28 protein-coding genes are annotated in these 22118 nt (G+C 62.3%); 24 read left to right on the top strand and 4 right to left on the bottom strand.

The genetic code is table 11. The features are described from left to right. The first annotated feature begins 94 nt into the window (after positions 1-94). A complete protein-coding gene (gene cmk / locus U3648_RS06555) occupies positions 95-703 on the top strand; it encodes a (d)CMP kinase (RefSeq protein ID WP_420858440.1) in 609 nt (202 codons plus the stop codon). Here the strand turns inward: cmk and U3648_RS06550 are convergent. Then, positions 693-1592: a LysR family transcriptional regulator gene (locus U3648_RS06550; RefSeq protein WP_420858439.1), complete on the bottom strand. Its 900-nt coding sequence runs from the start codon at positions 1590-1592 to the stop codon at positions 693-695. The genes cmk and U3648_RS06550 overlap by 11 nt on opposite strands. A gap of 89 nt (positions 1593-1681) precedes the next feature. On the opposite strand from U3648_RS06550, the gene U3648_RS06545 reads away from it, so the two are divergent. The 8 genes from U3648_RS06545 to U3648_RS06510 all read left to right on the top strand — a co-directional run bounded on the left by U3648_RS06545 (position 1682) and on the right by U3648_RS06510 (position 8180). Further along, entirely contained in the window at positions 1682-2101 is a 420-nt protein-coding gene (locus tag U3648_RS06545; RefSeq protein WP_420858438.1) for a DUF6326 family protein, read from the top strand. Positions 2102-2306: 205 nt separating this feature from the next. Continuing rightward, positions 2307-3986 carry a 30S ribosomal protein S1 gene (rpsA, locus tag U3648_RS06540; RefSeq protein ID WP_420858437.1) on the top strand — a complete coding sequence of 560 codons (1680 nt, stop codon included), beginning with the start codon at positions 2307-2309 and terminating at the stop codon, positions 3984-3986. A 293-nt stretch (positions 3987-4279) separates the two neighbouring features. Then, positions 4280-4561: an integration host factor subunit beta gene (ihfB, locus tag U3648_RS06535; protein ID WP_420858436.1), complete on the top strand. Its 282-nt coding sequence runs from the start codon at positions 4280-4282 to the stop codon at positions 4559-4561. 10 nt (positions 4562-4571) lie between these two features. Further along, positions 4572-4913: a lipopolysaccharide assembly protein LapA domain-containing protein gene (locus tag U3648_RS06530; RefSeq protein WP_420858435.1), complete on the top strand. Its 342-nt coding sequence runs from the start codon at positions 4572-4574 to the stop codon at positions 4911-4913. Next, entirely contained in the window at positions 4913-5557 is a 645-nt protein-coding gene (locus tag U3648_RS06525) for a phosphoribosylanthranilate isomerase (protein WP_420858434.1), read from the top strand. The genes U3648_RS06530 and U3648_RS06525 overlap by 1 nt, the downstream gene beginning before the upstream one ends. Positions 5558-5644: 87 nt before the next feature. After that, positions 5645-6892 carry a tryptophan synthase subunit beta gene (gene trpB, locus U3648_RS06520; RefSeq protein WP_420858433.1) on the top strand — a complete coding sequence of 416 codons (1248 nt, stop codon included), beginning with the start codon at positions 5645-5647 and terminating at the stop codon, positions 6890-6892. Between the two features lie 258 nt (positions 6893-7150). Then, complete coding sequence (locus U3648_RS06515; RefSeq protein ID WP_420858432.1) at positions 7151-7612, top strand: hypothetical protein; 462 nt, start codon at positions 7151-7153, stop codon at positions 7610-7612. A 73-nt stretch (positions 7613-7685) separates the two neighbouring features. Further along, a complete protein-coding gene (locus U3648_RS06510; RefSeq protein ID WP_420858431.1) occupies positions 7686-8180 on the top strand; it encodes a helix-turn-helix transcriptional regulator in 495 nt (164 codons plus the stop codon). A gap of 93 nt (positions 8181-8273) precedes the next feature. Here the strand turns inward: U3648_RS06510 and U3648_RS06505 are convergent, their stop codons facing one another. From U3648_RS06505 to pth, 3 genes are all read right to left on the bottom strand, one after another. Next, a complete protein-coding gene (locus U3648_RS06505; protein WP_420858430.1) occupies positions 8274-8648 on the bottom strand; it encodes a DUF2237 family protein in 375 nt (124 codons plus the stop codon). A gap of 7 nt (positions 8649-8655) precedes the next feature. Then, on the bottom strand, positions 8656-9822 hold the full coding sequence (locus U3648_RS06500) for a serine hydrolase domain-containing protein (protein ID WP_420858429.1): 1167 nt from the start codon (positions 9820-9822) through the stop codon (positions 8656-8658). A gap of 79 nt (positions 9823-9901) precedes the next feature. Next, positions 9902-10606 carry an aminoacyl-tRNA hydrolase gene (pth, locus tag U3648_RS06495; RefSeq protein ID WP_420858428.1) on the bottom strand — a complete coding sequence of 235 codons (705 nt, stop codon included), beginning with the start codon at positions 10604-10606 and terminating at the stop codon, positions 9902-9904. Between the two features lie 118 nt (positions 10607-10724). Between pth and U3648_RS06490 the strand changes: the two genes are divergently transcribed. The 15 genes from U3648_RS06490 to nuoK all read left to right on the top strand — a co-directional run bounded on the left by U3648_RS06490 (position 10725) and on the right by nuoK (position 22117). Beyond that, on the top strand, positions 10725-11969 hold the full coding sequence (locus U3648_RS06490) for an MFS transporter (RefSeq protein ID WP_420858427.1): 1245 nt from the start codon (positions 10725-10727) through the stop codon (positions 11967-11969). Between the two features lie 76 nt (positions 11970-12045). After that, complete coding sequence (locus U3648_RS06485) at positions 12046-12513, top strand: NUDIX hydrolase (RefSeq protein ID WP_420858426.1); 468 nt, start codon at positions 12046-12048, stop codon at positions 12511-12513. Between the two features lie 65 nt (positions 12514-12578). Further along, positions 12579-12986, top strand: a complete 408-nt coding sequence (locus U3648_RS06480) for a DUF1178 family protein (protein ID WP_420858425.1) — start codon at positions 12579-12581, stop codon at positions 12984-12986. Next, positions 12986-13630: an SDR family NAD(P)-dependent oxidoreductase gene (locus tag U3648_RS06475; RefSeq protein ID WP_420858424.1), complete on the top strand. Its 645-nt coding sequence runs from the start codon at positions 12986-12988 to the stop codon at positions 13628-13630. The genes U3648_RS06480 and U3648_RS06475 overlap by 1 nt, the downstream gene beginning before the upstream one ends. A gap of 101 nt (positions 13631-13731) precedes the next feature. Continuing rightward, positions 13732-14991 carry an aspartate kinase gene (locus tag U3648_RS06470; RefSeq protein ID WP_420858423.1) on the top strand — a complete coding sequence of 420 codons (1260 nt, stop codon included), beginning with the start codon at positions 13732-13734 and terminating at the stop codon, positions 14989-14991. A 115-nt stretch (positions 14992-15106) separates the two neighbouring features. Next, positions 15107-15595, top strand: a complete 489-nt coding sequence (locus U3648_RS06465) for a DUF3291 domain-containing protein (protein WP_420858422.1) — start codon at positions 15107-15109, stop codon at positions 15593-15595. 132 nt (positions 15596-15727) lie between these two features. Further along, positions 15728-16138, top strand: a complete 411-nt coding sequence (locus U3648_RS06460; protein ID WP_129682978.1) for a DUF5333 domain-containing protein — start codon at positions 15728-15730, stop codon at positions 16136-16138. Positions 16139-16323: 185 nt separating this feature from the next. After that, positions 16324-18342 (top strand): NADH-quinone oxidoreductase subunit NuoG, encoded by a 2019-nt coding sequence (gene nuoG, locus U3648_RS06455; RefSeq protein WP_420858421.1) that lies wholly within the window; start codon positions 16324-16326, stop codon positions 18340-18342. 3 nt (positions 18343-18345) lie between these two features. Next, positions 18346-18741, top strand: coding sequence for a hypothetical protein (locus tag U3648_RS06450; RefSeq protein ID WP_420858420.1), 396 nt, complete (start codon positions 18346-18348; stop codon positions 18739-18741). Positions 18742-18752: 11 nt separating this feature from the next. Then, positions 18753-19793 (top strand): NADH-quinone oxidoreductase subunit NuoH, encoded by a 1041-nt coding sequence (gene nuoH / locus U3648_RS06445; RefSeq protein WP_420858419.1) that lies wholly within the window; start codon positions 18753-18755, stop codon positions 19791-19793. 3 nt (positions 19794-19796) lie between these two features. Then, complete coding sequence (nuoI, locus tag U3648_RS06440; protein WP_129682986.1) at positions 19797-20291, top strand: NADH-quinone oxidoreductase subunit NuoI; 495 nt, start codon at positions 19797-19799, stop codon at positions 20289-20291. Then, complete coding sequence (locus tag U3648_RS06435) at positions 20288-20686, top strand: carboxymuconolactone decarboxylase family protein (protein WP_420858418.1); 399 nt, start codon at positions 20288-20290, stop codon at positions 20684-20686. The genes nuoI and U3648_RS06435 overlap by 4 nt, the downstream gene beginning before the upstream one ends. Continuing rightward, entirely contained in the window at positions 20683-21291 is a 609-nt protein-coding gene (locus U3648_RS06430) for an NADH-quinone oxidoreductase subunit J (RefSeq protein ID WP_420858417.1), read from the top strand. The genes U3648_RS06435 and U3648_RS06430 overlap by 4 nt, the downstream gene beginning before the upstream one ends. Before the next feature lie 320 nt (positions 21292-21611). Continuing rightward, positions 21612-21815, top strand: coding sequence for a hypothetical protein (locus U3648_RS06425; RefSeq protein WP_420858416.1), 204 nt, complete (start codon positions 21612-21614; stop codon positions 21813-21815). Further along, positions 21812-22117, top strand: coding sequence for an NADH-quinone oxidoreductase subunit NuoK (gene nuoK / locus U3648_RS06420; protein WP_129682994.1), 306 nt, complete (start codon positions 21812-21814; stop codon positions 22115-22117). The genes U3648_RS06425 and nuoK overlap by 4 nt, the downstream gene beginning before the upstream one ends. Position 22118: the final 1 nt, after the last annotated feature.

Below are 22118 nucleotides of genomic sequence, written 5' to 3'. Positions count from 1 at the left end.
ATTGGCGCGGTCGTATTGTTATCGGCGTGATCGTGCTTTTGGGGGCGATCCGGCTGTTTGAAAGCTACGTCGGTACACCACGGGGGTTTTGACCATGGCGTTCACCATCGCAATCGACGGTCCCGCCGCCGCTGGCAAGGGCACGATTTCCAAGGCGGTCGCGGCGCATTTCGGTTTCGCCCATCTGGACACCGGGCTGCTGTATCGCGCCGTCGGGGCCAAGGTTCTGGCCGGGGCCGACCCGGTCGAGGCCGCCCGCGCCCTGCGGGCCGAAGACCTTGAGGCGGACAATCTACGCACCCCGGATGTGGCGCAGGCCGCCAGCAAGGTTGCTGTGATTGCCGACGTCCGCGCGGCGCTTGTGGATTTCCAGCGCGCCTTTGCCCGCCGCGATGGCGGGGCGGTTCTGGACGGGCGCGACATTGGCACCGTGATCTGCCCGGACGCCGAGGCAAAGCTGTTCGTGACCGCCAGTGTCGAGGCCCGCGCCGACCGCCGCTATCGCGAGTTGCTGGGCAATGGGCATGATGTGACGCTTGAAGACGTGGCGGCTGATGTCCGTGCCCGCGATGAGCGTGACCAAAGCCGCGCCGCCGCGCCGCTGAAGCCAGCCGAGGATGCCGTGCTGATCGACACCTCGGACCTGACAATTGAACAGGCAGTCGCCCGCGCCATCGCTGTTGTGGACGCGGTCAGGGGCTGACGCCCGCCTCGGCCTTGAAGGCCTCCGCCAGAAAATCGAACACGTGCCGCACCCGCCGGTTCGACCGCACATCCCGATGCACCAAGAGCCAGACCGGGAAGGGGATCGGCGGCAGATCCGGCAGGACGGGGACAACATCCGGGTCCGCGTCGCCCACCCGCGCGTCACATGGGCCGATGCTCAGCCCGGCCCGCACCATTTCCCACATGACGTTGTGGTCCTCTGTCACATAGGGAAAATTCGCGGCCGTTACCGGAAACCCCATTGACTGGTAGAATTGCAAATACCCCTCGCGGTCGTCGATATTGATGAATTCCGCGCGGGACAGATCGGCCAGCGTGTTGATCGGCCCGATCCGGTCAAGATAGCTGCGCGCGGCATAGAAACGTCCGGTCGCGTCGGGCAGGCGGGTGCCGATCAGTTCCGGTTCGGTGGGGCGGATATTGCGGACCGCGATGTCGGCCTCGCGCGTTTGCAGGTTCTTGTGATCGTTGCCGGGGATCAGGACGATGCTGATCTCGGGCGTCTCCGCCCGCAACCGCGCGATCAGCGGCGGCAGAATGCGCGAGGCGAACAGGCCCGTCGCGGTGATCCGCACCTCGCCCGCAAGAGTCTGTGACATGCCAAAGGCCGACCGGCTGATCGCGCTTGCGGCGCGGTTCATGTCGGCGGCCATCGGCACAAGATCGCGGGCCGCCGGGGTCAGTTCGATCCGCTGGCCGACTCGTTCGAACAGGGTGACGCCCAGCGTCGCCTCAAGCGCGGCGACCTGACGGCTGATGGTCGGCTGCGTTGTGCCAAGTGCCTGCGCGGCGGCGGAAAACGATCCGGCCTCGGCCGTGGCAAGGAAGCTGCGCAGGTGGTTCCAGTCGGGTTTCGGGCTATTCATGCAAATTTGTATGACTTGGCAACAAATTTTGTCAATTCGCATAGCTGGTCTGCGCGTCTATCTGGAGCAAAAGGACCAAGGAGACACCCATGCACCCCGACACCCGAGCCCCCCACAAACTATCCCGGCGCGAGCTTTTGTTCACGCTCTGGGTTTTCGTGATGTTCCTCTATGCCTATTGCGACATCCTCGGGCTGTTCGACCGGACCGTGCTGGAGCAGGTACTGACCGGTACGGTCGGCGGCGTGGAAATGACCCAAGGGTTCCTTGTCGCCGCGGGCGTCCTGATGATGCTGCCGATCTTCATGGTGCTGCTGACCCGGACAATGGCCCATACCTGCGCCCGCTGGTTCAACATCGGGGTGGGGACGATCAAGACGCTGGTGATGATCGCCACCCTGATGACCCCCAGTACCGCCTATTACTGGATGTTCGGCCTGATCGAGATCGCCACGACCGCCACAATTGTCTGGCTTGCCTGGACCTGGACCCCGGAGATGGAGCGCTAACCCATACCGCCCTCTTGTCGACAGGCGCGAAATCCCCTATACGCGCGCCTGTTGAAGCGGCGGCACAGTCGTGAACAGAGATCGGGGCAGGGTCCGAACATTCCGGCCCTCTTTGTTTTCTTCGTTGCTTCGACCAACCGAAACCCAAAGACCGGCGGAGACAACCGCCTGGCCCGAATAGACACACAAAGGAAACGAACCGCATATGTGCGCTAAAAACACCATGGAGGAATTCGAAGCCCTCCTTAACGAAAGCTTCGAAATCGACACCCCCGAAGAAGGTTCCGTTGTCAAAGGCAAGGTCATCGCCATCGAGGCGGGCCAGGCCATCATCGACGTCGGCTACAAGATGGAAGGCCGTGTCGAACTGAAAGAATTCGCAAACCCCGGTGAAGCCCCGGAAATCAGCGTTGGCGACGAAGTCGAGGTTTACCTCCGCGCCGCTGAAAACGCCCGTGGCGAAGCTGTCCTGTCGCGCGAAATGGCGCGCCGCGAGGAAGCCTGGGATCGTCTGGAAAAAGCCTACGCCGACGAAGAGCGTGTTGACGGTGCCATCTTTGGCCGCGTCAAGGGCGGCTTCACCGTCGATCTGGGCGGCGCCGTTGCCTTCCTTCCCGGCAGCCAGGTCGACGTGCGCCCCGTGCGCGACGCCGGCCCGCTGATGGGTCTCAAGCAGCCGTTCCAGATTCTGAAAATGGACCGTCGCCGTGGCAACATCGTTGTGTCGCGTCGCGCCATCCTTGAAGAATCGCGTGCCGAACAGCGCGCCGAGGTCATCGGCAACCTGACCGAAGGCCAGGCTGTTGACGGTGTCGTCAAGAACATCACCGAATACGGCGCCTTCGTCGATCTGGGCGGTGTTGACGGCCTGCTGCACGTCACCGACATGGCATGGCGCCGGGTCAACCACCCGTCCGAAATCCTGTCGATCGGCGAGACCATCAAGGTTCAGGTCATCAAGATCAACAAGGAAACCCACCGCATCAGCCTCGGCATGAAGCAGCTGCAGGACGATCCGTGGGATGCCGTCGAAGCCAAGTATGCGCTGGAAACCGTGCACACCGGCCGCGTGACCAACATCACCGACTACGGCGCGTTCGTGGAACTGGAACCGGGCGTCGAAGGCCTTGTCCACGTTTCCGAAATGTCCTGGACCAAGAAGAACGTCCACCCCGGCAAGATCGTCTCGACCAGCCAGGAAGTGGAAGTCATGGTTCTGGAAATCGACAGCGCCAAGCGTCGCGTTTCCCTTGGTCTCAAGCAGACCATGCGCAACCCGTGGGAAGTCTTTGCCGAAACTCACCCGGAAGGGACCGAGGTCGAAGGCGAAGTCAAGAACATCACCGAATTCGGTCTGTTCATTGGCCTGCCGGGCGAAATCGACGGCATGGTGCACCTGTCCGACCTGTCCTGGGACGAGCGTGGCGAAGACGCCATCCAGTCCTACCGCAAGGGCGACATGGTCAAGGCCAAGGTCACCGAAGTGGACGTCGAGAAAGAGCGCATTTCGCTGTCGATCAAAGCGCTGGACGGTGACCCGTTCGCCGATGCCGTTGGTGGCGTGAAGCGTGGCTCGATCATCACCGTGAACGTGACCGCCATCGAAGACGGCGGGATCGAAGTGGAATACGAAGGCATGAAGTCCTTCATCCGCCGCTCCGATCTGTCGCGTGACCGTGCCGAACAGCGCCCCGAGCGTTTCGGCGTCGGTGACAAGGTCGACGTGCGCGTGACCAACATCGACAGCAAGACCCGCAAGCTGGGTCTGTCGATCAAGGCCCGCGAAATCGCCGAAGAAAAGGAAGCCGTGGAACAGTATGGCTCGTCCGACTCGGGCGCGTCGCTGGGCGACATCCTTGGCGCAGCGCTCAAGGGCGACGACTAAGATCGGATCCGACGGGGCCGCCGCCCTGTTCGGTAGGCAATTCAAGGCTCCGGCGCCACCGCCGGGGCCCTTTTCTTTGCCGAATCATGCGACGTTGCAGACGCGGCCCCAAGCGTTCGCAAAGCAAAGTCCGTCGACACAGGCGGTCCGAAGCCTCGCTGAGACGCAAGAATCGGGTATTTCTGGAAAATTCCCGACGAAAGTCTGTATCGCGGCGGGTTTTTCCGCCTATAGTCCTGTTCGGAGGAGCGGGCCAACCCGCCAAGCGAGAAAAAGTCCCGGGGGGTCAATGAATGATCAGGTCCGAACTGATCCAGAAGATTGCAGACGAAAATCCGCATCTCTATCAGCGTGACGTCGAAAAGATCGTCAATACGATCTTCGAGGAAATCACCGATGCGATGGCGCGGGGCGACCGCGTTGAACTGCGCGGGTTCGGGGCGTTTTCGGTGAAGAAGCGGGATGGCCGCGTGGGGCGCAATCCCCGTACGGGCGAATCTGTCGCAGTCGAAGAGAAGCATGTTCCGTTCTTCAAGACCGGCAAGCTGTTGCGTGACCGGCTGAACGGGGCGTAAACTCCGCCCCATGAAAACCATTCGTTACGCCTTCTGGGCCATTGTCGCGCTGTGCCTGATCCTTGTCGGGCTGGCCAATCGTGAACCGACCGTGCTGCGGGCGATGCCGGATCGGCTGGCCGAGCTTCTGGGTATTTCGCCGGTCATTGAACTGCCGCTGTTCGTGGTTCTGTTCCTTGGCGTCGGTCTTGGCCTCCTGATTGGGTTCTTCTGGGAATGGATCCGCGAGTACCGGCAGCGGGCCGAAGCGCGAGTGCGCGCGCGCGAACTGGAACAGCTTCGGCGCGAGGTGGCCCGCACCCGCGAGACCGAAGGCAAGGATGACATTATCGCCCTTCTGGACGGAAACTGATGCCCGCAGATACGGCGGTAAAGATCTGCGGGCTCAAGACCCGCGATCAGGTCCTTGCGGCGGCAGAGGCCGGGGCCCGATACCTCGGGTTCAATTTTTTCGCCAAGAGCCCAAGATCAGTGACCGTCGAACAGGCCGCTGATCTGATGCTGGACGTGCCGGTCGGCGTTGCCAAGGTGTCGCTTGTCGTGAACATGGATGATGTCGGGATCGCTCGGATTGTCGAACAGACCACTGTGGACATGATCCAGCTGCACGGATCGGAATCACCGGAACGGGTGGCCGAGGTGCGTGCCCGGTTCGGCCTGCCGGTGATCAAGGCGATCGGCATCGCCGGGCCCGAGGACGTGGCCGCCATCGACGTCTATTCCGATGTGGCGGATCAGCTTCTCATCGATGCGAAGCCACCAAAAGGCGCAGAGCTGCCCGGTGGCAACGGATTGCCCTTCGACTGGCGGCTGGTGAACCGGAAATACTGGCGCAAGCCGTGGATGCTGGCGGGTGGGTTGACGGTCGACAACGTGGCCCTCGCGATCCAGATGACTGGCGCAAGGCAGGTCGACGTCGCATCCGGTGTGGAAAGCGCCCCAGGCGTCAAGGATGCCACGCTGATGCAGGCGTTTGTCGCGGCAGCGCAGTCCTAGGCCCAGCAAAAGCAACGGGAGACCGCCAGTCACCCTTTACCGGCTGCGCGCGGGGCGCTAGGTGATTGCGGAACACGGGAGACCAAGATGGCCAACGATCTTTTCAATTCCTTCATGTCCGGTCCTGATGAAAACGGCCGCTTCGGCGATTTCGGCGGGCGGTTCGTGTCGGAAACATTGATGCCGCTGATCCTCGACCTTGAGGCCGAGTATGAGAAAGCGAAAACCGACCCGACCTTCTGGGCCGAAATGGACGACCTGTGGGAAAACTACGTCGGCCGTCCGTCGCCGCTGTATTACGCCGAGCGGCTAACCGAACGGCTGGGCGGGGCCAAGATCTACTTCAAGCGGGACGAGCTGAACCACACCGGCGCGCATAAGATCAACAACGTGCTTGGCCAGATCATCCTTGCCCGCCGCATGGGCAAGACCCGGATCATCGCCGAAACCGGCGCGGGTCAGCACGGGGTGGCCACCGCGACGGTCTGCGCCAAGTTCGGGTTGAAATGCATCGTTTACATGGGCAAGCACGATGTCGAACGTCAGGCGCCCAACGTGTTCCGGATGCGCCTGTTGGGGGCCGAGGTTATCCCGGTGACCTCTGGCCGTGGCACCCTGAAGGACGCAATGAACGACGCGCTGCGCGACTGGGTGACCAACGTCCGCGATACGTTCTATTGCATCGGCACCGTCGCCGGGCCGCACCCCTATCCGGCCATGGTCCGCGATTTCCAGTCCATCATTGGCAAGGAAGCCAAGGAACAGATGATGAAGGCCGAGGGCCGCCTGCCCGATACGATCATTGCCGCTATTGGCGGCGGGTCGAACGCCATGGGTCTGTTCTTCCCCTTCCTCGATGACAAGGACGTGCGGATCATCGGCGTCGAGGCCGGGGGCAAGGGCGTTGACATGAAGATGGAGCACTGCGCCTCGCTGACCGGCGGGCGTCCGGGTGTTCTGCATGGTAACCGCACCTATCTGCTCCAGGACGACGACGGCCAGATCCTCGAAGGTTTCTCGATCTCGGCGGGTTTGGACTATCCCGGGATCGGGCCGGAACATTCCTGGCTGCACGAAGTGGGCCGCGCCGAATATGTCGCGATCACTGACAAGGAGGCGCTGGAGGCGTTCCAGCTGTGCTGCGAGACCGAGGGCATCATCCCCGCGCTGGAACCGTCCCACGCGTTGGCCCATGTGGCCAAGATCGCCCCCGACCTGCCCAAGGATCACATCATCTGCATGAATCTCTGTGGTCGTGGCGACAAGGATATCTTCACCGTCGCCCGGCATCTGGGCTTTGACATGTCCGACACCGAAGGGCGCGACGCCGACTAGGGTAAGGGCATGGGGAACATTGCGGGCCTTCCTGTCGCGGGAGGGCCCGTTTTCGTAGGTAAACTGTGGTTTATGACCGGGAATGGGCCTGCAATCGGGCCGCGTAAACCTCAGCCCAATGGTCACAGCGCAAAGCTTCCCTATTGTTGAGTGTCAGTCGCCCGCACCCCGATGGGTGATTCCAACTGGCCGGGCAATCGGCCGCACACAGACATTCTGCCCGCTTTGCCCGAGGCAGGAGACTTGGTATTAGATGCTATGAAACGGTTTCTGGCCTCCACATTCCTGACCGCCATGCTTGCCCTGCCCGGTGCGGCATGGGCGCAAAGCGTTCAGGATCAGATCATCGCGCAGCTGACCCAGCAGGGGTTCGCCACCTACGAGGTTTCGCGAACCTTCCTTGGCCGGGTGCGCATCGTTGCAATCAGCGGCCGCTTCCGCCGCGAGATCGTCTTTAACCCGACGACCGGCGAGATCCTGCGCGATTTCATTCAGCCCCTGGATGAAGACGACGCAGGTGCAGGCCCCGTATTGTTCGACCCAAACAGCCAAGGCGATGATGACGGCAGCGGTGACCTGCCAGAAGGCTACGACGATGACGGGCCCGAGGACGAAGAAGAAGACGAGGAAGAAGAAGACGAAGAAGAAGAAGACGAAGACGACGAGGAAGAAGACGACGACGACGACGAGGAAGACGACGACGACGAGGAAGACGACTAGTGACCGTGGACTGGATGGGGAAAGTGGGCCGCCGCTCTGTATCCACCGACCGTGACAAGGAGACGTCGCGCCGGTGAAAAATGCTTCTGTTCTTGTTGTTCTGATCGTCGTCCAATTGCTGTGTGCGTTGTTCTTCGTCGGAAATATCCTGACCTCTATCTTGGGTTTTGCCCCGATCAGTTGGCAGATTAGCGAATACATCGAAATCGGTGCCGCGCTTGGTTTGCTGCTGGGCATCGCGGTAGGCGGGATCGCCCTGCGGCGCACATTGGCCCGCAACGCCCAGCTTGACGGTCAGTTGCGCATGGTGTCCGGCGCCTTTGCCGATCTGATGCAGGAACGGTTCGCCGAATGGGGGCTGACCCCCGCGGAACAGGACGTGGCGCTTTTCGCGATCAAGGGGATGTCGCTCGCCGACATCGCGGCGCTACGGTCCACGTCTGAAGGGACCGTAAAGGCCCAGACCAACGCGATCTATCGCAAGGCGGGCGTTTCCGGCCGCCCCCAGCTTCTGTCCCTGTTTATCGAAGACCTGCTGGACGATACCCTGCTTCCGCCGCAATCCTAGAACGTCATGCGGAAGACCTGTATCACCTAACCTTGTCTGAAATCATGGGTTCGAACGCGTTGGGTGATGTTTGATGCTTCTTCGTCAGACGCTCTAGCCGGTCGCATAGCCCCGCAGGATTTCCAACGACACGATGTTCAGTGCCCTTTGGTGCGTCGCGGCCAGATCGACCTGTGGCGCGCACCCTTCGTCATGGGCCTGAAGAAACCGGCTGGCACACAGACACCATCGATCGCCGGGCACCAACCCCGCAAAGCCGAACTCGGGCCGTGGCGTGGATAAGTCGTTGCCCACGTATTTCGAAAAGGCCAGAAACTCTGCCGTCATCACGGCACATACCGTATGGCTGCCAGTGTCTTCGGTGCAGGTATTGCAGGCCCCGTCCCGGTAGAAACCGGTCAGCGGATCCATGGAACAGGCAGTCAGCGGGCCGCCAAGGACGTTTGTGGAAGGGTCTTTCTCGGTCATTGCAGCCTCACAGGTCGCGGGCGATGGTGCGCAGGATCTGGATGTTCTTTTCGTGTACGCCCGGTTCCCGGAACAATCGGTCGGCGGAATTGACCGCGATCACGACGTTCCTTGCCCGATCGATGTAGATGTATTGGCCGTAGATGCCACGGGCAAAAAACTCCTCGCCCGGTGTCGCGCCGACGGGCACCCACCATTGATAGCCATATCCCGTTGCGCCCTCTGCGGTGTTCGCGCTGGGTCGGGTCGAGGCGTCGATCCAATCAGCCGGAACAATCTGCCGACCCTGCCAGTTTCCGCCCTGCGCGATCATCTGTCCGAACCGGGCATAGTCGCGGGTCCGCAGGTTCAACCCGCCCAGAACAAAGGCCACGCCGTAGCCGTCGGTCAGGTATAGCGGGTCCGCTTCCAGCCCCAGCGGCGCAATGATCTTTTCGGACAGCAGGCTGGGAATGTCCCGCCCAGTTGCCCCGCGAACCACCATCCCGATCACATGCGTGTCGATCGAAACATACTGCCAGACCGTGCCGGGGGCGGCGAAGCTTTCGTCCTGTCCGGCGGCAAAGGCATCCATCGACCCGCCAAGCGCCAGAACCCGGCCCATCTTGTTGATGTCGCTGTTGAAATCCAGGTAATCCTCGTCAAACATCACGCCCGAAGACATTTGCAGCACGTCCCGCAGCGTCGTCCCGTCATAGGCCGACCCGGCAAGGGACGGGGCATAGTCCGTGACCTGATCGTCAAGACTGCCGATCGCGCCCTCTTCGACCAGAACACCCACCAAGGCCGACAGGAAGGATTTCGCCACCGACCAGCTGATCCGCAGATCGTCCGCGTCGGTGCCGAGGTAATAGCTTTCGTGCACCATCTGGCCGTCGTGCAGCACGACCAAGCCGGTCACGTTCCTGTCGACGATCCATCGGTCGACATCGGCAGGCAGGTCGTAGGTTGGCCCGGCGGGCAGGGGGCTGACCGGTCCGCCCCCGCGCGGCACCGGAACCGTGTGGAACAACCCATCCATACCCGAGAAGTTGCCCACGATCTTGTCTTCGGAAAACAGGCTGTTGACCGCCAGAAGCCGGGTGATTTCCTCGCGCTTCCATAGCCCAAACACCGCAGCCGCCAGTACCAGTGCCAACAGGATGCGCCCGATCCACCTGATTGCCCGTTTCATGCACAGCCCTCCTCGCCGGTTTCGGGGCGAGCCTGCCTCAAGGGCCGCGCCTTTGGCAAAGGAAACCCGACGGAAGTTTCTATCGAAACTTGTCGGCCAGCCGCTGTAGGGGGCTGCGGGTATCTTCCTTGGTCGCGGGCTCTGGCGCGGGTGGCTTTGCCTTCAGGGGGTCCGGCTTGCCCTCGGCCCGCACCCGTTCGCCCCCCGACGACCGGGGCGGGGCCACCCGTAACGCAACGGCGTTCAGAAACTTCGGCCCGTCGCCCGCCGCCAGCGCGGGCGCGCCATCGCCGATCCCCCGCAGCAGGTCGTCCAGCCAGTCCTGATCCGCCTTGGCGAAATCGGACAGGACATAGCCCGCCACCCGGTCCTTGTGGCCCGGATGTCCGATCCCCAGCCGGACCCGGTCATAGTCCGGCCCGATATGCTGGTGGATCGACCGCAGCCCATTGTGCCCCGCGTGCCCGCCCCCGGTTTTCAGGCGGCATTTGCCCGGGGCAAGGTCCAATTCGTCGTGGAAGACCACCACATCTGCCGGGGTCAGCTTGTGGAACCGCATCGCCTCGCCCACGGACTGACCGGACAGATTCATGAAGGTCTGGGGCTTGAGAAGGATGACCCTTTCCGACCCGATCTTGCCTTCGCTGACCTGCCCCTGAAACTTGGCCCGCCACGGGCCAAACCCGTGGTCGGACGCGATCTGGTCCAGCGCCATGAATCCGATGTTATGGCGGTTCTGCGCGTATTTCGCGCCGGGATTTCCGAGGCCGACAAATAGTTTCATGTAAGCCCTATGCCATGTTCTGGCCGGGCAGGGGAAGAGGCGGGGTATCAGCCCCGGTGATGATCCCTTGCACCAAAGATTATTTGACTTGGCGACGGGTGCGGCGCATCAGTCGGAAATGCAGAAATCCGCGCCCCTCTTCACACCTGTTCTGATAGTTGGATGTGTCGTCATCCTGACGGGCTTTGCCATCCGTGCGTCCTTCGGGGTGTTCCAGATCCCGATTGCCGAAGAGTTTGGCTGGCTTCGGGCCGATTTCAGCCTCGCCATCGCGATCCAGAACCTGTTCTGGGGGATCGGCCAGCCGATCTTTGGGGCGATTGCGGAAAAGATCGGGGATCGCAAGGCGATCATCATGGGGGCGATCGCTTATGCCGCCGGGCTTTTGCTGTCCGCCGGGGCCACGACGCCGCTGGCCCACCAGATGTACGAGGTGCTGGTCGGCTTTGGCATCGCCGGGACCGGGTTCGGCGTGATCCTTGCGGTCGTGGGCCGCGCCTCGAGCCCGGAAAACCGGTCGATGAGCCTTGCCATCGCCACCGCCGCCGGATCGGCCGGGCAGGTCATCGGCGCGCCGCTTGCCGAATACCTGCTGGGCTTCATGACCTGGCAATCGGTGTTCATCACCTTTGCCGCCGCAATCCTTGCGGTCCTGCTGCTGCTGCCCTTCATGCGGTCCCCCGCCCGCCCGGCCACCAAGGCCGAGCTGGAAGAGACCATGGGCCAGATTCTGATGAAGGCCGCCAAGGACCCCTCCTATGCGATGATCTTCCTCGGGTTCTTTTCCTGTGGCTATCAACTGGCCTTTGTCACCGCCCACTTTCCGGCCTTCGTGACCGAAATGTGCGGCCCCATCGACAGTGCCGGCTTCCTTGCGGGCGCCGGGATCACCAGCACATCGGCGCTGGGCGCGGTGGCAATTTCGCTGATCGGGCTTGCGAATATCGCGGGCACGCTGACCGCCGGCTGGTTGGGTAACAGGTTCCCCAAGAAATATCTTCTGTCGGGCATCTACGCGGGGCGGACCATTGTCGCGGCATGGTTCATCCTTATCCCGATGACACCGGTGACGGTCATCGTCTTTTCGCTGGTCATGGGCAGCCTGTGGCTCGCCACCGTGCCGCTGACCAGCGGGCTGGTCGCCCATATCTATGGTATCCGCTACATGGGCACGCTTTATGGCATCGTGTTCTTCAGCCACCAGCTGGGGAGCTTCATGGGCGTCTGGCTGGGCGGCAAGTTCTATGATCTTTACGGCAGCTATACCGCGGTCTGGTGGGTTGGCGTGGGGGTGGGCGCATTCTCGGCCCTGATCCACCTGCCGATCCGGGAACGCCCACACGGAACCCCCGCCGCCGCCTGAGGTTGTCGTTGCAACCCGGCGCTGCCTGCGCCACCTTGGGGATAACAGGCAACACTTCCCAAAAGGGCGATCTGGCGTGACCCTGCCCTCGCAACTTCCGCTGAAACTGCGCGCCGGTCGCAAGACCGACGTGCGCACCCAGTTTGCCGCGCTGCCGTTCCGGGTGGTGGGCGACAAGGTGCAGATCTGCCTGATCACCAGCCGGGGCACCGGGCGCTGGATTCTGCCCAAGGGGTGGCCGATGCATAAGGAAACCCCGGCGCAGGCCGCCGCGACCGAAGCCTGGGAAGAGGCCGGGATTGTCGGCGATCCGATCGACCGGTGCCTTGGGGTCTATTCCTATGTCAAATCCGTGGGCAAATCGGACGCCCCGATCGTAACGCTGGTCTACCCCGTGTCGGTCCGGAAACTGAAATCGGACTGGCCCGAACGGGGCGAGCGTAAGCGCAAGTGGTTTTCCCGCAAGAAGGCCGCGCAAAAGGTGGCCGAACCGGCCCTGAGGGCGATCATCGACGGGTTCGATCCGAAACAGGCGCTGCGCTAGCCCCCTTTGCCTTTGCCCCAAAAGTGCTTACATCTGAATAGTCACCGCAACCGGGTTTGCCACGAATGATCCGCTACACGCTGAAATGCGACCGGGACCACATTTTTGAAAGCTGGTTCCAGTCCGCCGACGCCTTCGACAAACTGGCCAAGGCCGGGATGGTCGCCTGCGCCGAATGCGGATCGTCCAGCGTGGAGAAATCCCTGATGGCCCCTGCGGTCACGACCGACCGGCCCCTGTCGGCCCCCAAAGACCCGCGCGAGGCGGCGCTGGCCAAGATGCGCGAAGAGGTCGAGAAGAATTCGGAATACGTCGGGCTGTCCTTCGCGAAAGAGGCGCGGGCGATGCACGCGGGCGACACGCCCGAACGGTCCATCTACGGCGAAGCGAAGCCGGAAGAAGCCAAGGCCCTGATCGAGGAGGGCGTCCCGGTGCTGCCGCTGCCGTTCAAACCAAGGAAACAGGCGAACTGATGAACATACTTGTGACCGGGGCGAACCGGGGAATCGGTGCGGCCCTGCTGCACGGCTATGCGGCGCGCGGCGACACGGCGCTGGGCACCGCGCGGGCCTCTGAGTCCGGGCTATTGACGCTGGACGTGACCGAACCGGCATCGGTCGCGGCATTGGCGGACCAACTGGCCGGGCAACCGTTGGACCTGCTGGTCTGCAATGCGGGGGTCTACCCGGACAAGGGCCAGACGCTGGACGGCGGCTATCCCGCCGACATGTGGGCCGAGGTATTCGCGGCCAATGTGACGGGCGTGTTCCTGACCATTCAGGCACTGTTGCCGAACATCCGCGCCGCCAAGGGCAAGATCGCGATTATCTCCAGCCAGATGGCCAGCGACACCACCGCGCCGGGCGGCAGCTATATCTATCGGTCGTCCAAGGCCGCCGCGCTGAACCTTGGGCGCAACCTTGCACAGGACCTGCGGCCCGAAGGGATTGCCGTGGGTATCTACCACCCCGGCTGGGTCCGCACCGACATGGGCGGGGCCGACGCAGATATATCCGTGGACGAGGCCGTGAAAGGACTGATCGCGCGGTTCGACGAACTGTCGATCGACACCACCGGTTGCTTCGAAACCTGGGACGGGCGCACGCACCCGTTCTAGGCAACATGCCGCAATCCTGACCGGCTTTTCCGCAACATCGCGCATTGCGCAGGCCGAGCCTTGCAATTAAAGGGGGCGCGACTGTCAATCCGGGGGGTCCAATGCCCATCCTAGTTATGAAATTCGGCGGCACGTCGGTTGCCAACCTCGACCGCATCCAGCGGGCGGCCAAGCGGGTCGCACTGGAAGTGGCCAAAGGCTATGACGTGATCGTCATCGTCTCGGCCATGTCGGGCGAAACCAACAAGCTGGTGGGCTTCGTCAACGAAACCTCGCCGCTGTATGACGCGCGGGAATACGATGCGATCGTGTCTTCGGGCGAAAACGTGACCGCGGGGCTGATGGCGCTGCGGCTTCAGGAAATGGGAATCGCCGCCCGCAGCTGGCAGGGTTGGCAGGTGCCGATCAACACCACCTCGGCCCACGGGGCAGCCCGGTTCATCGACATCCCGCGCGACAACATTGACGGGAAGTTCGCCGAAGGCTTCCAGGTGGCCGTGGTCGCCGGGTTCCAGGGCGTCAGCGCCGAGGGGCGGATCACCACCCTCGGCCGGGGCGGGTCGGACACCACCGCCGTCGCCTTTGCCGCCGCCTTCGAGGCCGAGCGCTGCGATATCTACACCGATGTTGACGGGGTCTATACCACTGACCCGCGGATCAGCTCCAAAGCCCGCAAGCTCGACAAGATAGCCTTCGAGGAAATGCTCGAACTCGCCAGCCTTGGCGCCAAGGTACTGCAAACCCGTTCCGTTGAACTGGCGATGCGTTACAATGTGAAGCTGCGGGTTCTCTCCAGCTTCGAGGAACCTTCAGATGACGCGGGCACCCTTGTCTGCGCGGAGGAAATGATCGTGGAATCCAAAGCAGTTTCCGGTGTCGCCTACAGCCGCGACGAAGCCAAGGTCACGCTGGTGACGGTCGAGGATAAGCCGGGCATCGCCGCGGCGATCTTCGGCCCGCTGGCCGATGCGGGGGTGAACGTCGACATGATCGTTCAGAACATCGCCGAGTCGGGCTACAAGGGCCACGACGGCGGCGTGACCGATATGACCTTCTCTTGCCCGGTAGACCAACTGGCCCGCGCTGAAAAGGCGCTCAACGATGCCAAGGCTGACGGGCGGATCGCCTTTGACCGGCTCGAGGCGGATACGGATGTGGCCAAGGTGTCGGTCGTGGGCATCGGGATGCGGTCGCACGCGGGCGTTGCCGCCAAGATGTTCGAAACCCTGTCCAAGGAAGGGGTGAACATCAAGGTCATCGCCACCTCGGAAATCAAGATCTCGGTCCTGATCGACCGCAAGTATATGGAACTGGCGGTTCAGGCGCTGCACGACGCATTCGAACTGGAAGTCGAAGGCTGATCCAGCCGATCCGACCTGATTGCTGGGGCGCGCCGGGGAAACTCTGGCGCGCCCTTTGCCTTTCCGGGGCGGCTGTGGTCTGACTTCCCGAGCCGATAAGGGAAGGGACGCGCCAATGCAGCAACCGGACGGACACCATCTTGCCGAACTGAATGTCGGGCGTCTGCTGGCGCCGACCGACGACCCCCGCGTGCGCGATTTCATGCAGGCGCTGGATCTGGTCAACGGTTTGGGCAAGCGGATGCCGGGGTTCGTCTGGATGATGGAAGGCAGCGGCGAACCGGGGACCGGCAATACCGAAAACGTCCTGAACGGCGATCCGCAATTCGTGGCCAACCTGACGGTCTGGGCGGATGTCGCCAGCCTTGAGCGGTTTGTCTGGGGCACGATCCACAAGAAATTCTATGACCGCCGGAGCGAATGGTTCGAGGTTTTGGGCGACCAGCATTTCGTGATGTGGTGGATTCCCGAAGGGCATATCCCGACACTGGAGGAAGCCATGGACCGGCTGGCCGACCTGCGGGACAACGGACCATCCGGGCGCGCCTTTGGTTGGGCGGACCTGCCAGCAGCGACCGAGTGGCGGAAAAAGGTCTGCGCCTGACCCCGGGGATTGGCGGCAGACCGCCCGATTTCCCCGTGACGAGGGTGAGTTATTGAATATCACCGGGCAAAGACAGATGTGTTTTGCCGTGGCCGCCGGTTCGGTGGTTTCGCTGAAATGGAGTGCTAGACGATGCCCCGATTTGTTCCCGCCGTTGCCCTGACCGGACTGGCTGCCGTGGCTTTTGCCGGAATGTTGCAGGCGAAACCTGCGCTGCGTGATGTGGACTATGTGCGCGAAGGTCTGATTGCCGCCGGTATCGCCTATGAAATCGGTGACAAATGCGATGGCATTTCGGCCCGGATGCTGCGCGGGGTCCTGTTCCTGCAATCGCTGCAGAACCACGCCCGCGACCTTGGCTATACCGAGGAGGAAATCGACGCCTATGTGAACGACCGGGCCGAGGCGGATCGGCTCAAGGCCGTTGCCTATCAGCGTCTGTGGTCGATGGGCGCGGTCGAAGGCCAGTATGACACCTATTGCGCTGTCGGCCGGGCAGAAATTGCCGCCGGTAGCCAAATTGGCCGCCTGCTGAACGACTGATCTGCGACCGAGGTAAGGGCGGGGTAGGTTGCCCGCCCTGCCGCACCTGCAAAAAAACCCCCCTTTCGGTGCTCTTGTGGCTGGCATCACGCGCCATGCCGCGTTAGAACGCCCGCGACCGGATGCGCGCGGTGCAATGGTATGCCGTGCCCATTTCGCGGAGACAGAGAACCAAAAGGCTGGCCATGTCCGATCTGCGCAAACTCATTATCGATGGAAACGAGCTCGAGGTGCCCGGCACCATGACCCTGATTCAGGCCTGCGAACAGGCCGGGATCGAGGTGCCCCGCTTCTGCTATCACGAGCGACTGTCCATCGCGGGCAACTGCCGGATGTGTCTGGTAGAGGTCGTCGGCGGTCCGCCGAAACCCGCCGCCTCCTGCGCCATGCAGGTCCGCGACCTGCGCCCCGGCCCGGAAGGCCAGCCGCCGGTGGTGAAAACCAATAGCCCTATGGTCAAGAAGGCCCGCGAAGGGGTGATGGAATTCCTTCTGATCAACCACCCGCTGGATTGCCCGATCTGCGATCAGGGCGGCGAGTGCGATCTTCAGGATCAGGCCATGGCCTATGGCGTTGACTTCAGCCGCTACCGCGAGCCCAAGCGCGCCGCGATCGACCTGGATCTTGGTCCGCTGGTCGAAACCCACATGACCCGCTGCATTTCCTGCACCCGCTGCGTGCGCTTCACGACCGAGGTCGCGGGCATCACCCAGATGGGCCAAACCGGACGCGGCGAAGATAGCGAGATCACCAGCTACCTTGGCGAAACGCTTGATTCGAACATGCAGGGCAACATCATCGACCTCTGCCCGGTCGGTGCGCTTGTGTCCAAGCCCTACGCCTTTACCGCCCGCCCGTGGGAGTTGACCAAGACCGAAACCATCGACGTGATGGATGCGCTTGGGTCGAACATCCGGGTCGACACCAAGGGCCGCGAAGTGATGCGCATCCTGCCGCGCAATCATGACGGCGTGAACGAGGAATGGATTTCCGACAAATCCCGCTTTGTCTGGGACGGTCTGCGCCGCCAGCGTCTGGACACCCCCTATATCCGCGAGAACGGCAAACTGCGCAAAGCAGGCTGGGACGAGGCGCTTGCCGCCGCCGCCGCCGCGATGAAGGGCAAGAAGGTTGCCGGCCTGATCGGCGATCTGGTGCCGGTCGAAGCCGCCTTTGCGCTCAAGCAGTTGGTCGAAGGGCTGGGCGGCACTGTCGAATGCCGCACCGACGGGGCGAAACTGCCCGCCGGGAATCGGTCGGCCTATGTTGGCACCGCCAGCATCGAAGACATCGACGAGGCCAAGCATATCCAGTTGATCGGCACCAACCCGCGCGACGAGGCGCCGGTGCTGAACGCCCGCATCCGCAAGGCATGGACACGCGGCGCCAATGTCGGCCTGATCGGCGAAGCCGTTGATCTGACGTATGATTACGTGCACGTCGGCACCGACCGCGCGGCGCTTGATGGCCTGCTGGGCGGCAAGTTCGGCAAGGTTCTGGAAGAGCCGTCAATCGTGATCGTCGGTCAGGGCGCCCTGCAAGAGGCCGATGGCGAGGCCGTTCTCGCCGCCGCCATGCAGCTGGCCGCTGAAACCAAATCCAAGTTCATGGTGCTGCACACCGCCGCCGCCCGCGTGGGCGCGATGGACATCGGCGCCGTGACGACGGGCGGGCTGAAGGCCGCCACCGAAGGGGCCGAGGTGATCTACAGCCTTGGCGCTGACGAGGTGGAAATCGGCGACGGTGCCTTTGTCATCTATCAGGGCAGCCATGGCGACCGTGGGGCACACCGCGCCGACATCATCCTGCCCGGTGCCGCCTATACCGAAGAAAACGGTCTGTTCGTGAACACCGAAGGTCGGCCGCAACTGGCCATGCGGGCGGGCTTTGCCCCCGGCGAGGCCAAGGAAAACTGGGCTATCCTGCGGGCGCTTTCCGCCGAACTGGGCGCGACCCTGCCTTACGACAGCATGGCGCAACTGCGCCACGCCCTGATCGAGGCCGTTCCGCATCTGGCCCGGATCGACGAGGTGGCCGAGAACGAATTTGCCCCGCTGAAGGCCAAGAAACTGGGCAAGGCCAGTTTCCGCAACGCGGTCCGCGATTTCTACCTGACCAACCCGATCGCTCGCGCCAGCGCACTGATGGCCGAACTGTCGGCCGGGGCCAAGGCGCGGCAGGCCACGAAGGTGGCCGCGGAGTAGGTCATGCGGGGGGCGCTTGCCATATCCGCGCTGGCCGCAGCCGCAGCCTGTGCCCCGCAAGAGGGCGCAGAGGTTGGCCGCGCGGCCGCGAACCCGTCTTATCAGGGGGTCGAAACCCGACTTCTGGACGGGGATCTGGTCAATTTCCGGGTGCGGATGGCCGGGGCCAGCGGGCCCGAGGACGTGACCAAATATGCCGAATGCGCGGCCGCCCAATATGCCCTGATCCGGGGCTATGGTTTTGCCCGGCACGTGCGCACAACCACCGCCGAAGAGGGTGGAATCTGGCGCGCGGATGCTGTTTACACCATCTCGCCGGCCCTGCCTGACGGGCTAAGGACAATAGACGCCGAAGTGACCGTGGCCGATTGCGGCCAACGCGGTATCCCAACGGTGTGAGAGGACAGACAATGGTAGAATTCTTCACCACGACAAACCTTGGGATCGTCCTGCTGATCCTTGGCCAATGTCTTCTGGTGCTGGTGCCGCTTCTGGTGGCGCTGGCCTTCCTGATGTACGCCGACCGCAAGATCTGGGCCGCTGTGCAGATGCGCAAGGGGCCGAACATCGTGGGGGTCTTCGGGCTGTTGCAGTCCTTCGCGGACTTCCTCAAGTACATCGTGAAAGAGGTCGTCGTGCCTGCGGGCGCCGACAAGGGCGTGTTCTTCCTTGCGCCGATGATCTCCTTCGTGCTGGCCGTGATCGCATGGGCGGTGATCCCGTTCAACGACGGCTGGGTGATCTCGGACATCAACGTCGCTATCCTCTATGTCTTCGCGGTCTCCTCGCTCGAGGTTTACGGCGTGATCATGGGCGGCTGGGCGTCGAACTCCAAATACCCGTTCCTCGGCTCGCTGCGGTCCGCCGCGCAGATGATTTCCTACGAGGTTTCCATCGGCCTGATCATCATCGGGGTCATCATCTCGACCGGGTCGATGAACTTTGGCGATATCGTGGGCGCGCAGGATACCGACTATGGCATCCTTGGCTGGTACTGGCTGCCGCATTTCCCGATGCTGTTTTTGTTCTTCATCTCGGCGCTGGCCGAAACCAACCGCCCGCCGTTTGACCTTCCCGAAGCGGAATCGGAACTCGTCGCTGGCTATCAGGTCGAATATTCCTCGACCCCGTTCCTGCTGTTCATGATCGGCGAACTGATGGCCGTGGTGCTGATGTGCGCGCTGGTCTCGCTGTTGTTCTTCGGCGGCTGGCTGTCGCCCATTCCGGGGCTGCCCGATGGGGTGTTCTGGATGGTTGCGAAGATGGCGTTCTTCTTCTTCATCTTCTCGATGGTGAAGGCGATCACGCCGCGCTACCGCTATGACCAGCTGATGCGCCTTGGCTGGAAAGTGTTCCTGCCGATGTCGCTGGCCTGGGTGGTCATCGTGGCATTCCTTGCGAAATTCGAAGTGCTTGGCGGCTTCTGGGCCCGCTGGGCGATTGGGGGCTGATCCATGACGCAGATCGATTACGGCCGCGCCGCGAAATATTTCCTCCTGTGGGACTTCGTGAAAGGGTTCCAGCTGGGCCTGAAGTATTTCTTCCGTCCCAAGGCCACGCTGAACTACCCGCATGAAAAGGGCCCGCTGTCGCCGCGGTTCCGGGGTGAACACGCGCTGCGCCGCTACCCGAACGGCGAAGAACGCTGCATCGCCTGCAAATTGTGCGAGGCGATCTGCCCCGCGCAGGCGATCACCATCGACGCCGAACCGCGCGAGGACGGCAGCCGCCGCACCACCCGCTATGACATCGACATGACCAAATGCATCTACTGCGGCTTCTGTCAGGAAGCCTGCCCGGTGGATGCCATCGTCGAAGGGCCGAATTTCGAGTTTTCGACCGAAACCCGGGAAGAGCTGTACTACGACAAGGACAAGCTTCTGGCGAACGGCGAACGCTGGGAAGCCGAGATTGCCCGCAACCTCGAACTCGACGCGCCCTACAGATGACCGACGCACCGAACCCCTTCGAGGCCATGATGAAGGCCGGGCAGGACTGGGCGAAGGCCCTGAATCCTGCCCTTGAGTCCTTCACGCCCAAAGGGTTCGAGGCACTGTTTCCCACCATGTCAAAGGACATGATGGAAAGCTTCTTCGGCAAGGGGATCAACCCCGAGGGGCTTGATGCGAAAACCCGGCTTCTGCTGACCCTGATGGGTCTGACGATCATGGGGGCGCAGGCAGAAAGCCAGATCCGGCTGACCGTGCGCCACGCGATCGAGGCAGGGACCACCAAACAGGAAGTGGCCGAAACCATCGGCCTTGCCGCCATGTTCGGCGGCGTTCCTGCAATGACAAAGGCGATGGAACTCGCCAGCCAAGTGATGGAAGAGGACAACACATGACCGTGGGTGCTTTCATTTTCTACCTCTTCGCCATCAGCACGCTGACCGGCGGGTTGATGACGGTGCTCAGCCGCAACCCCGTCCATTCGGTGCTTTGGCTGATCCTCGCCTTCCTGTCGTCGGCCGGGCTGTTCGTGCTTCTGGGCGCGGAATTCGTCGCCATGCTGCTGATGATCGTTTACGTGGGCGCGGTCGCGGTTCTGTTCCTCTTCGTGGTGATGATGCTGGACATCGACTTTGCCGCGCTCAAGGCGGAAATGGCCCGCTACATGCCGCTGGCCCTGCTGATCGGCGTGGTGCTGATCATGCAACTGGCGCTGGCCTTTGGCGAATGGGGCTTTTCGGACGGGTTTGAAACCCGGCTGGCCGCCCCGGTCGAGGGCGGGATCCAGAACACCGCCGGGCTGGGGACGCTGATCTACGACAAATACATCATGCTGTTCCAGCTGGCCGGCCTGATCCTTCTGGTCGCGATGATCGGGGCGATCGTGCTGACGCTGCGCCACCGCACAGACATCAAGCGGCAGGACATCATCGCCCAGATGATGCGCGACCCGGCCAAGGCGATGGAACTGAAAGACGTGAAACCGGGGCAGGGGCTGTGAAGTTGTTGGTCGCAGCAACCATACCAGCAGCTTTGATAGGTTGCAGCGTGGCTTACCTGGAAAGGAATGCTCCAAGAGAAACTGTTGTGATCCCTCGCACTTCGGTTGATCCGCAGTCGTGCGCGACAAGTTTCATTCATCATTCGGCCGATGCACCCGAAGACTTTGGCCGTGGCATCGTTTCGACCCGTGCAGGTCATGTTGGGTACCATAGTGACTCTGATCATTGGGGTGCAGAGCGCATTTCTTTCACAGATTGCAGAAGCGGATCGTGGGTCACCTTGACGATTTCGGCGCGCGATGGCTCTGCCACTGAGATCATGAACAATGAAACAGTGCTGGCAGAGATCTTGGACCGCGGGTCTGATCTTTCTGGTCCTGATTTTGTTACATTCCTGCGTACAGAAGCAGAGTCGAATGAAATGGAACACTTCGCCGGACAAGCGACAAGCGAGAGCTGCGGCTGCCGGGCATTCTACCCATCCGCTGTTGGAGACAAAGCACCATATGAGGTTCAGCAATGATCGGACTTGAACATTACCTGACCGTTGCGGCGGCGTTGTTCGTTATCGGCATCTTCGGGCTCTTCCTGAACCGCAAGAACGTCATCATCCTGTTGATGAGCATCGAACTGATCCTTCTCAGCGTGAACATCAACTTTGTCGCCTTCTCGGCGCATCTGAATGACCTTGTGGGTCAGGTGTTCACCCTGTTCGTGCTGACCGTGGCCGCCGCCGAGGCCGCCATCGGGCTGGCGATCCTTGTGTGTTTCTTCCGCAACCGCGGGACCATCGACGTTGAAGACGTCAACGTGATGAAAGGCTGAT

It is taken from the genome of Marivivens marinus, assembly GCF_035969385.1.
GTDB lineage: Bacteria > Pseudomonadota > Alphaproteobacteria > Rhodobacterales > Rhodobacteraceae > SELP01.
The sequence above is the reverse complement of the archived record's forward strand: the minus strand, read 5'-3'. Positions and strand labels throughout refer to the sequence as shown.

Excerpts from the sequence above, each read along its gene's own strand:
- cmk (WP_420858440.1), top strand. The coding sequence starts at position 95 with ATGGCGTTCACCATCGCAATCGACGGTCCCGCCGCCGCTGGCAAGGGC.
- U3648_RS06550 (WP_420858439.1), bottom strand. The coding sequence starts at position 1,592 with ATGAATAGCCCGAAACCCGACTGGAACCACCTGCGCAGCTTCCTTGCC.
- U3648_RS06545 (WP_420858438.1), top strand. The coding sequence starts at position 1,682 with ATGCACCCCGACACCCGAGCCCCCCACAAACTATCCCGGCGCGAGCTT.
- rpsA (WP_420858437.1), top strand. The coding sequence starts at position 2,307 with ATGTGCGCTAAAAACACCATGGAGGAATTCGAAGCCCTCCTTAACGAA.
- ihfB (WP_420858436.1), top strand. The coding sequence starts at position 4,280 with ATGATCAGGTCCGAACTGATCCAGAAGATTGCAGACGAAAATCCGCAT.
- U3648_RS06530 (WP_420858435.1), top strand. The coding sequence starts at position 4,572 with ATGAAAACCATTCGTTACGCCTTCTGGGCCATTGTCGCGCTGTGCCTG.
- U3648_RS06525 (WP_420858434.1), top strand. The coding sequence starts at position 4,913 with ATGCCCGCAGATACGGCGGTAAAGATCTGCGGGCTCAAGACCCGCGAT.
- trpB (WP_420858433.1), top strand. The coding sequence starts at position 5,645 with ATGGCCAACGATCTTTTCAATTCCTTCATGTCCGGTCCTGATGAAAAC.
- U3648_RS06515 (WP_420858432.1), top strand. The coding sequence starts at position 7,151 with ATGAAACGGTTTCTGGCCTCCACATTCCTGACCGCCATGCTTGCCCTG.
- U3648_RS06505 (WP_420858430.1), bottom strand. The coding sequence starts at position 8,648 with ATGACCGAGAAAGACCCTTCCACAAACGTCCTTGGCGGCCCGCTGACT.
- U3648_RS06500 (WP_420858429.1), bottom strand. The coding sequence starts at position 9,822 with ATGAAACGGGCAATCAGGTGGATCGGGCGCATCCTGTTGGCACTGGTA.
- pth (WP_420858428.1), bottom strand. The coding sequence starts at position 10,606 with ATGAAACTATTTGTCGGCCTCGGAAATCCCGGCGCGAAATACGCGCAG.
- U3648_RS06490 (WP_420858427.1), top strand. The coding sequence starts at position 10,725 with ATGCAGAAATCCGCGCCCCTCTTCACACCTGTTCTGATAGTTGGATGT.
- U3648_RS06480 (WP_420858425.1), top strand. The coding sequence starts at position 12,579 with ATGATCCGCTACACGCTGAAATGCGACCGGGACCACATTTTTGAAAGC.
- U3648_RS06475 (WP_420858424.1), top strand. The coding sequence starts at position 12,986 with ATGAACATACTTGTGACCGGGGCGAACCGGGGAATCGGTGCGGCCCTG.
- U3648_RS06470 (WP_420858423.1), top strand. The coding sequence starts at position 13,732 with ATGCCCATCCTAGTTATGAAATTCGGCGGCACGTCGGTTGCCAACCTC.
- U3648_RS06465 (WP_420858422.1), top strand. The coding sequence starts at position 15,107 with ATGCAGCAACCGGACGGACACCATCTTGCCGAACTGAATGTCGGGCGT.
- U3648_RS06460 (WP_129682978.1), top strand. The coding sequence starts at position 15,728 with ATGCCCCGATTTGTTCCCGCCGTTGCCCTGACCGGACTGGCTGCCGTG.
- nuoG (WP_420858421.1), top strand. The coding sequence starts at position 16,324 with ATGTCCGATCTGCGCAAACTCATTATCGATGGAAACGAGCTCGAGGTG.
- U3648_RS06450 (WP_420858420.1), top strand. The coding sequence starts at position 18,346 with ATGCGGGGGGCGCTTGCCATATCCGCGCTGGCCGCAGCCGCAGCCTGT.
- nuoH (WP_420858419.1), top strand. The coding sequence starts at position 18,753 with ATGGTAGAATTCTTCACCACGACAAACCTTGGGATCGTCCTGCTGATC.
- nuoI (WP_129682986.1), top strand. The coding sequence starts at position 19,797 with ATGACGCAGATCGATTACGGCCGCGCCGCGAAATATTTCCTCCTGTGG.
- U3648_RS06435 (WP_420858418.1), top strand. The coding sequence starts at position 20,288 with ATGACCGACGCACCGAACCCCTTCGAGGCCATGATGAAGGCCGGGCAG.
- U3648_RS06430 (WP_420858417.1), top strand. The coding sequence starts at position 20,683 with ATGACCGTGGGTGCTTTCATTTTCTACCTCTTCGCCATCAGCACGCTG.
- U3648_RS06425 (WP_420858416.1), top strand. The coding sequence starts at position 21,612 with ATGAACAATGAAACAGTGCTGGCAGAGATCTTGGACCGCGGGTCTGAT.
- nuoK (WP_129682994.1), top strand. The coding sequence starts at position 21,812 with ATGATCGGACTTGAACATTACCTGACCGTTGCGGCGGCGTTGTTCGTT.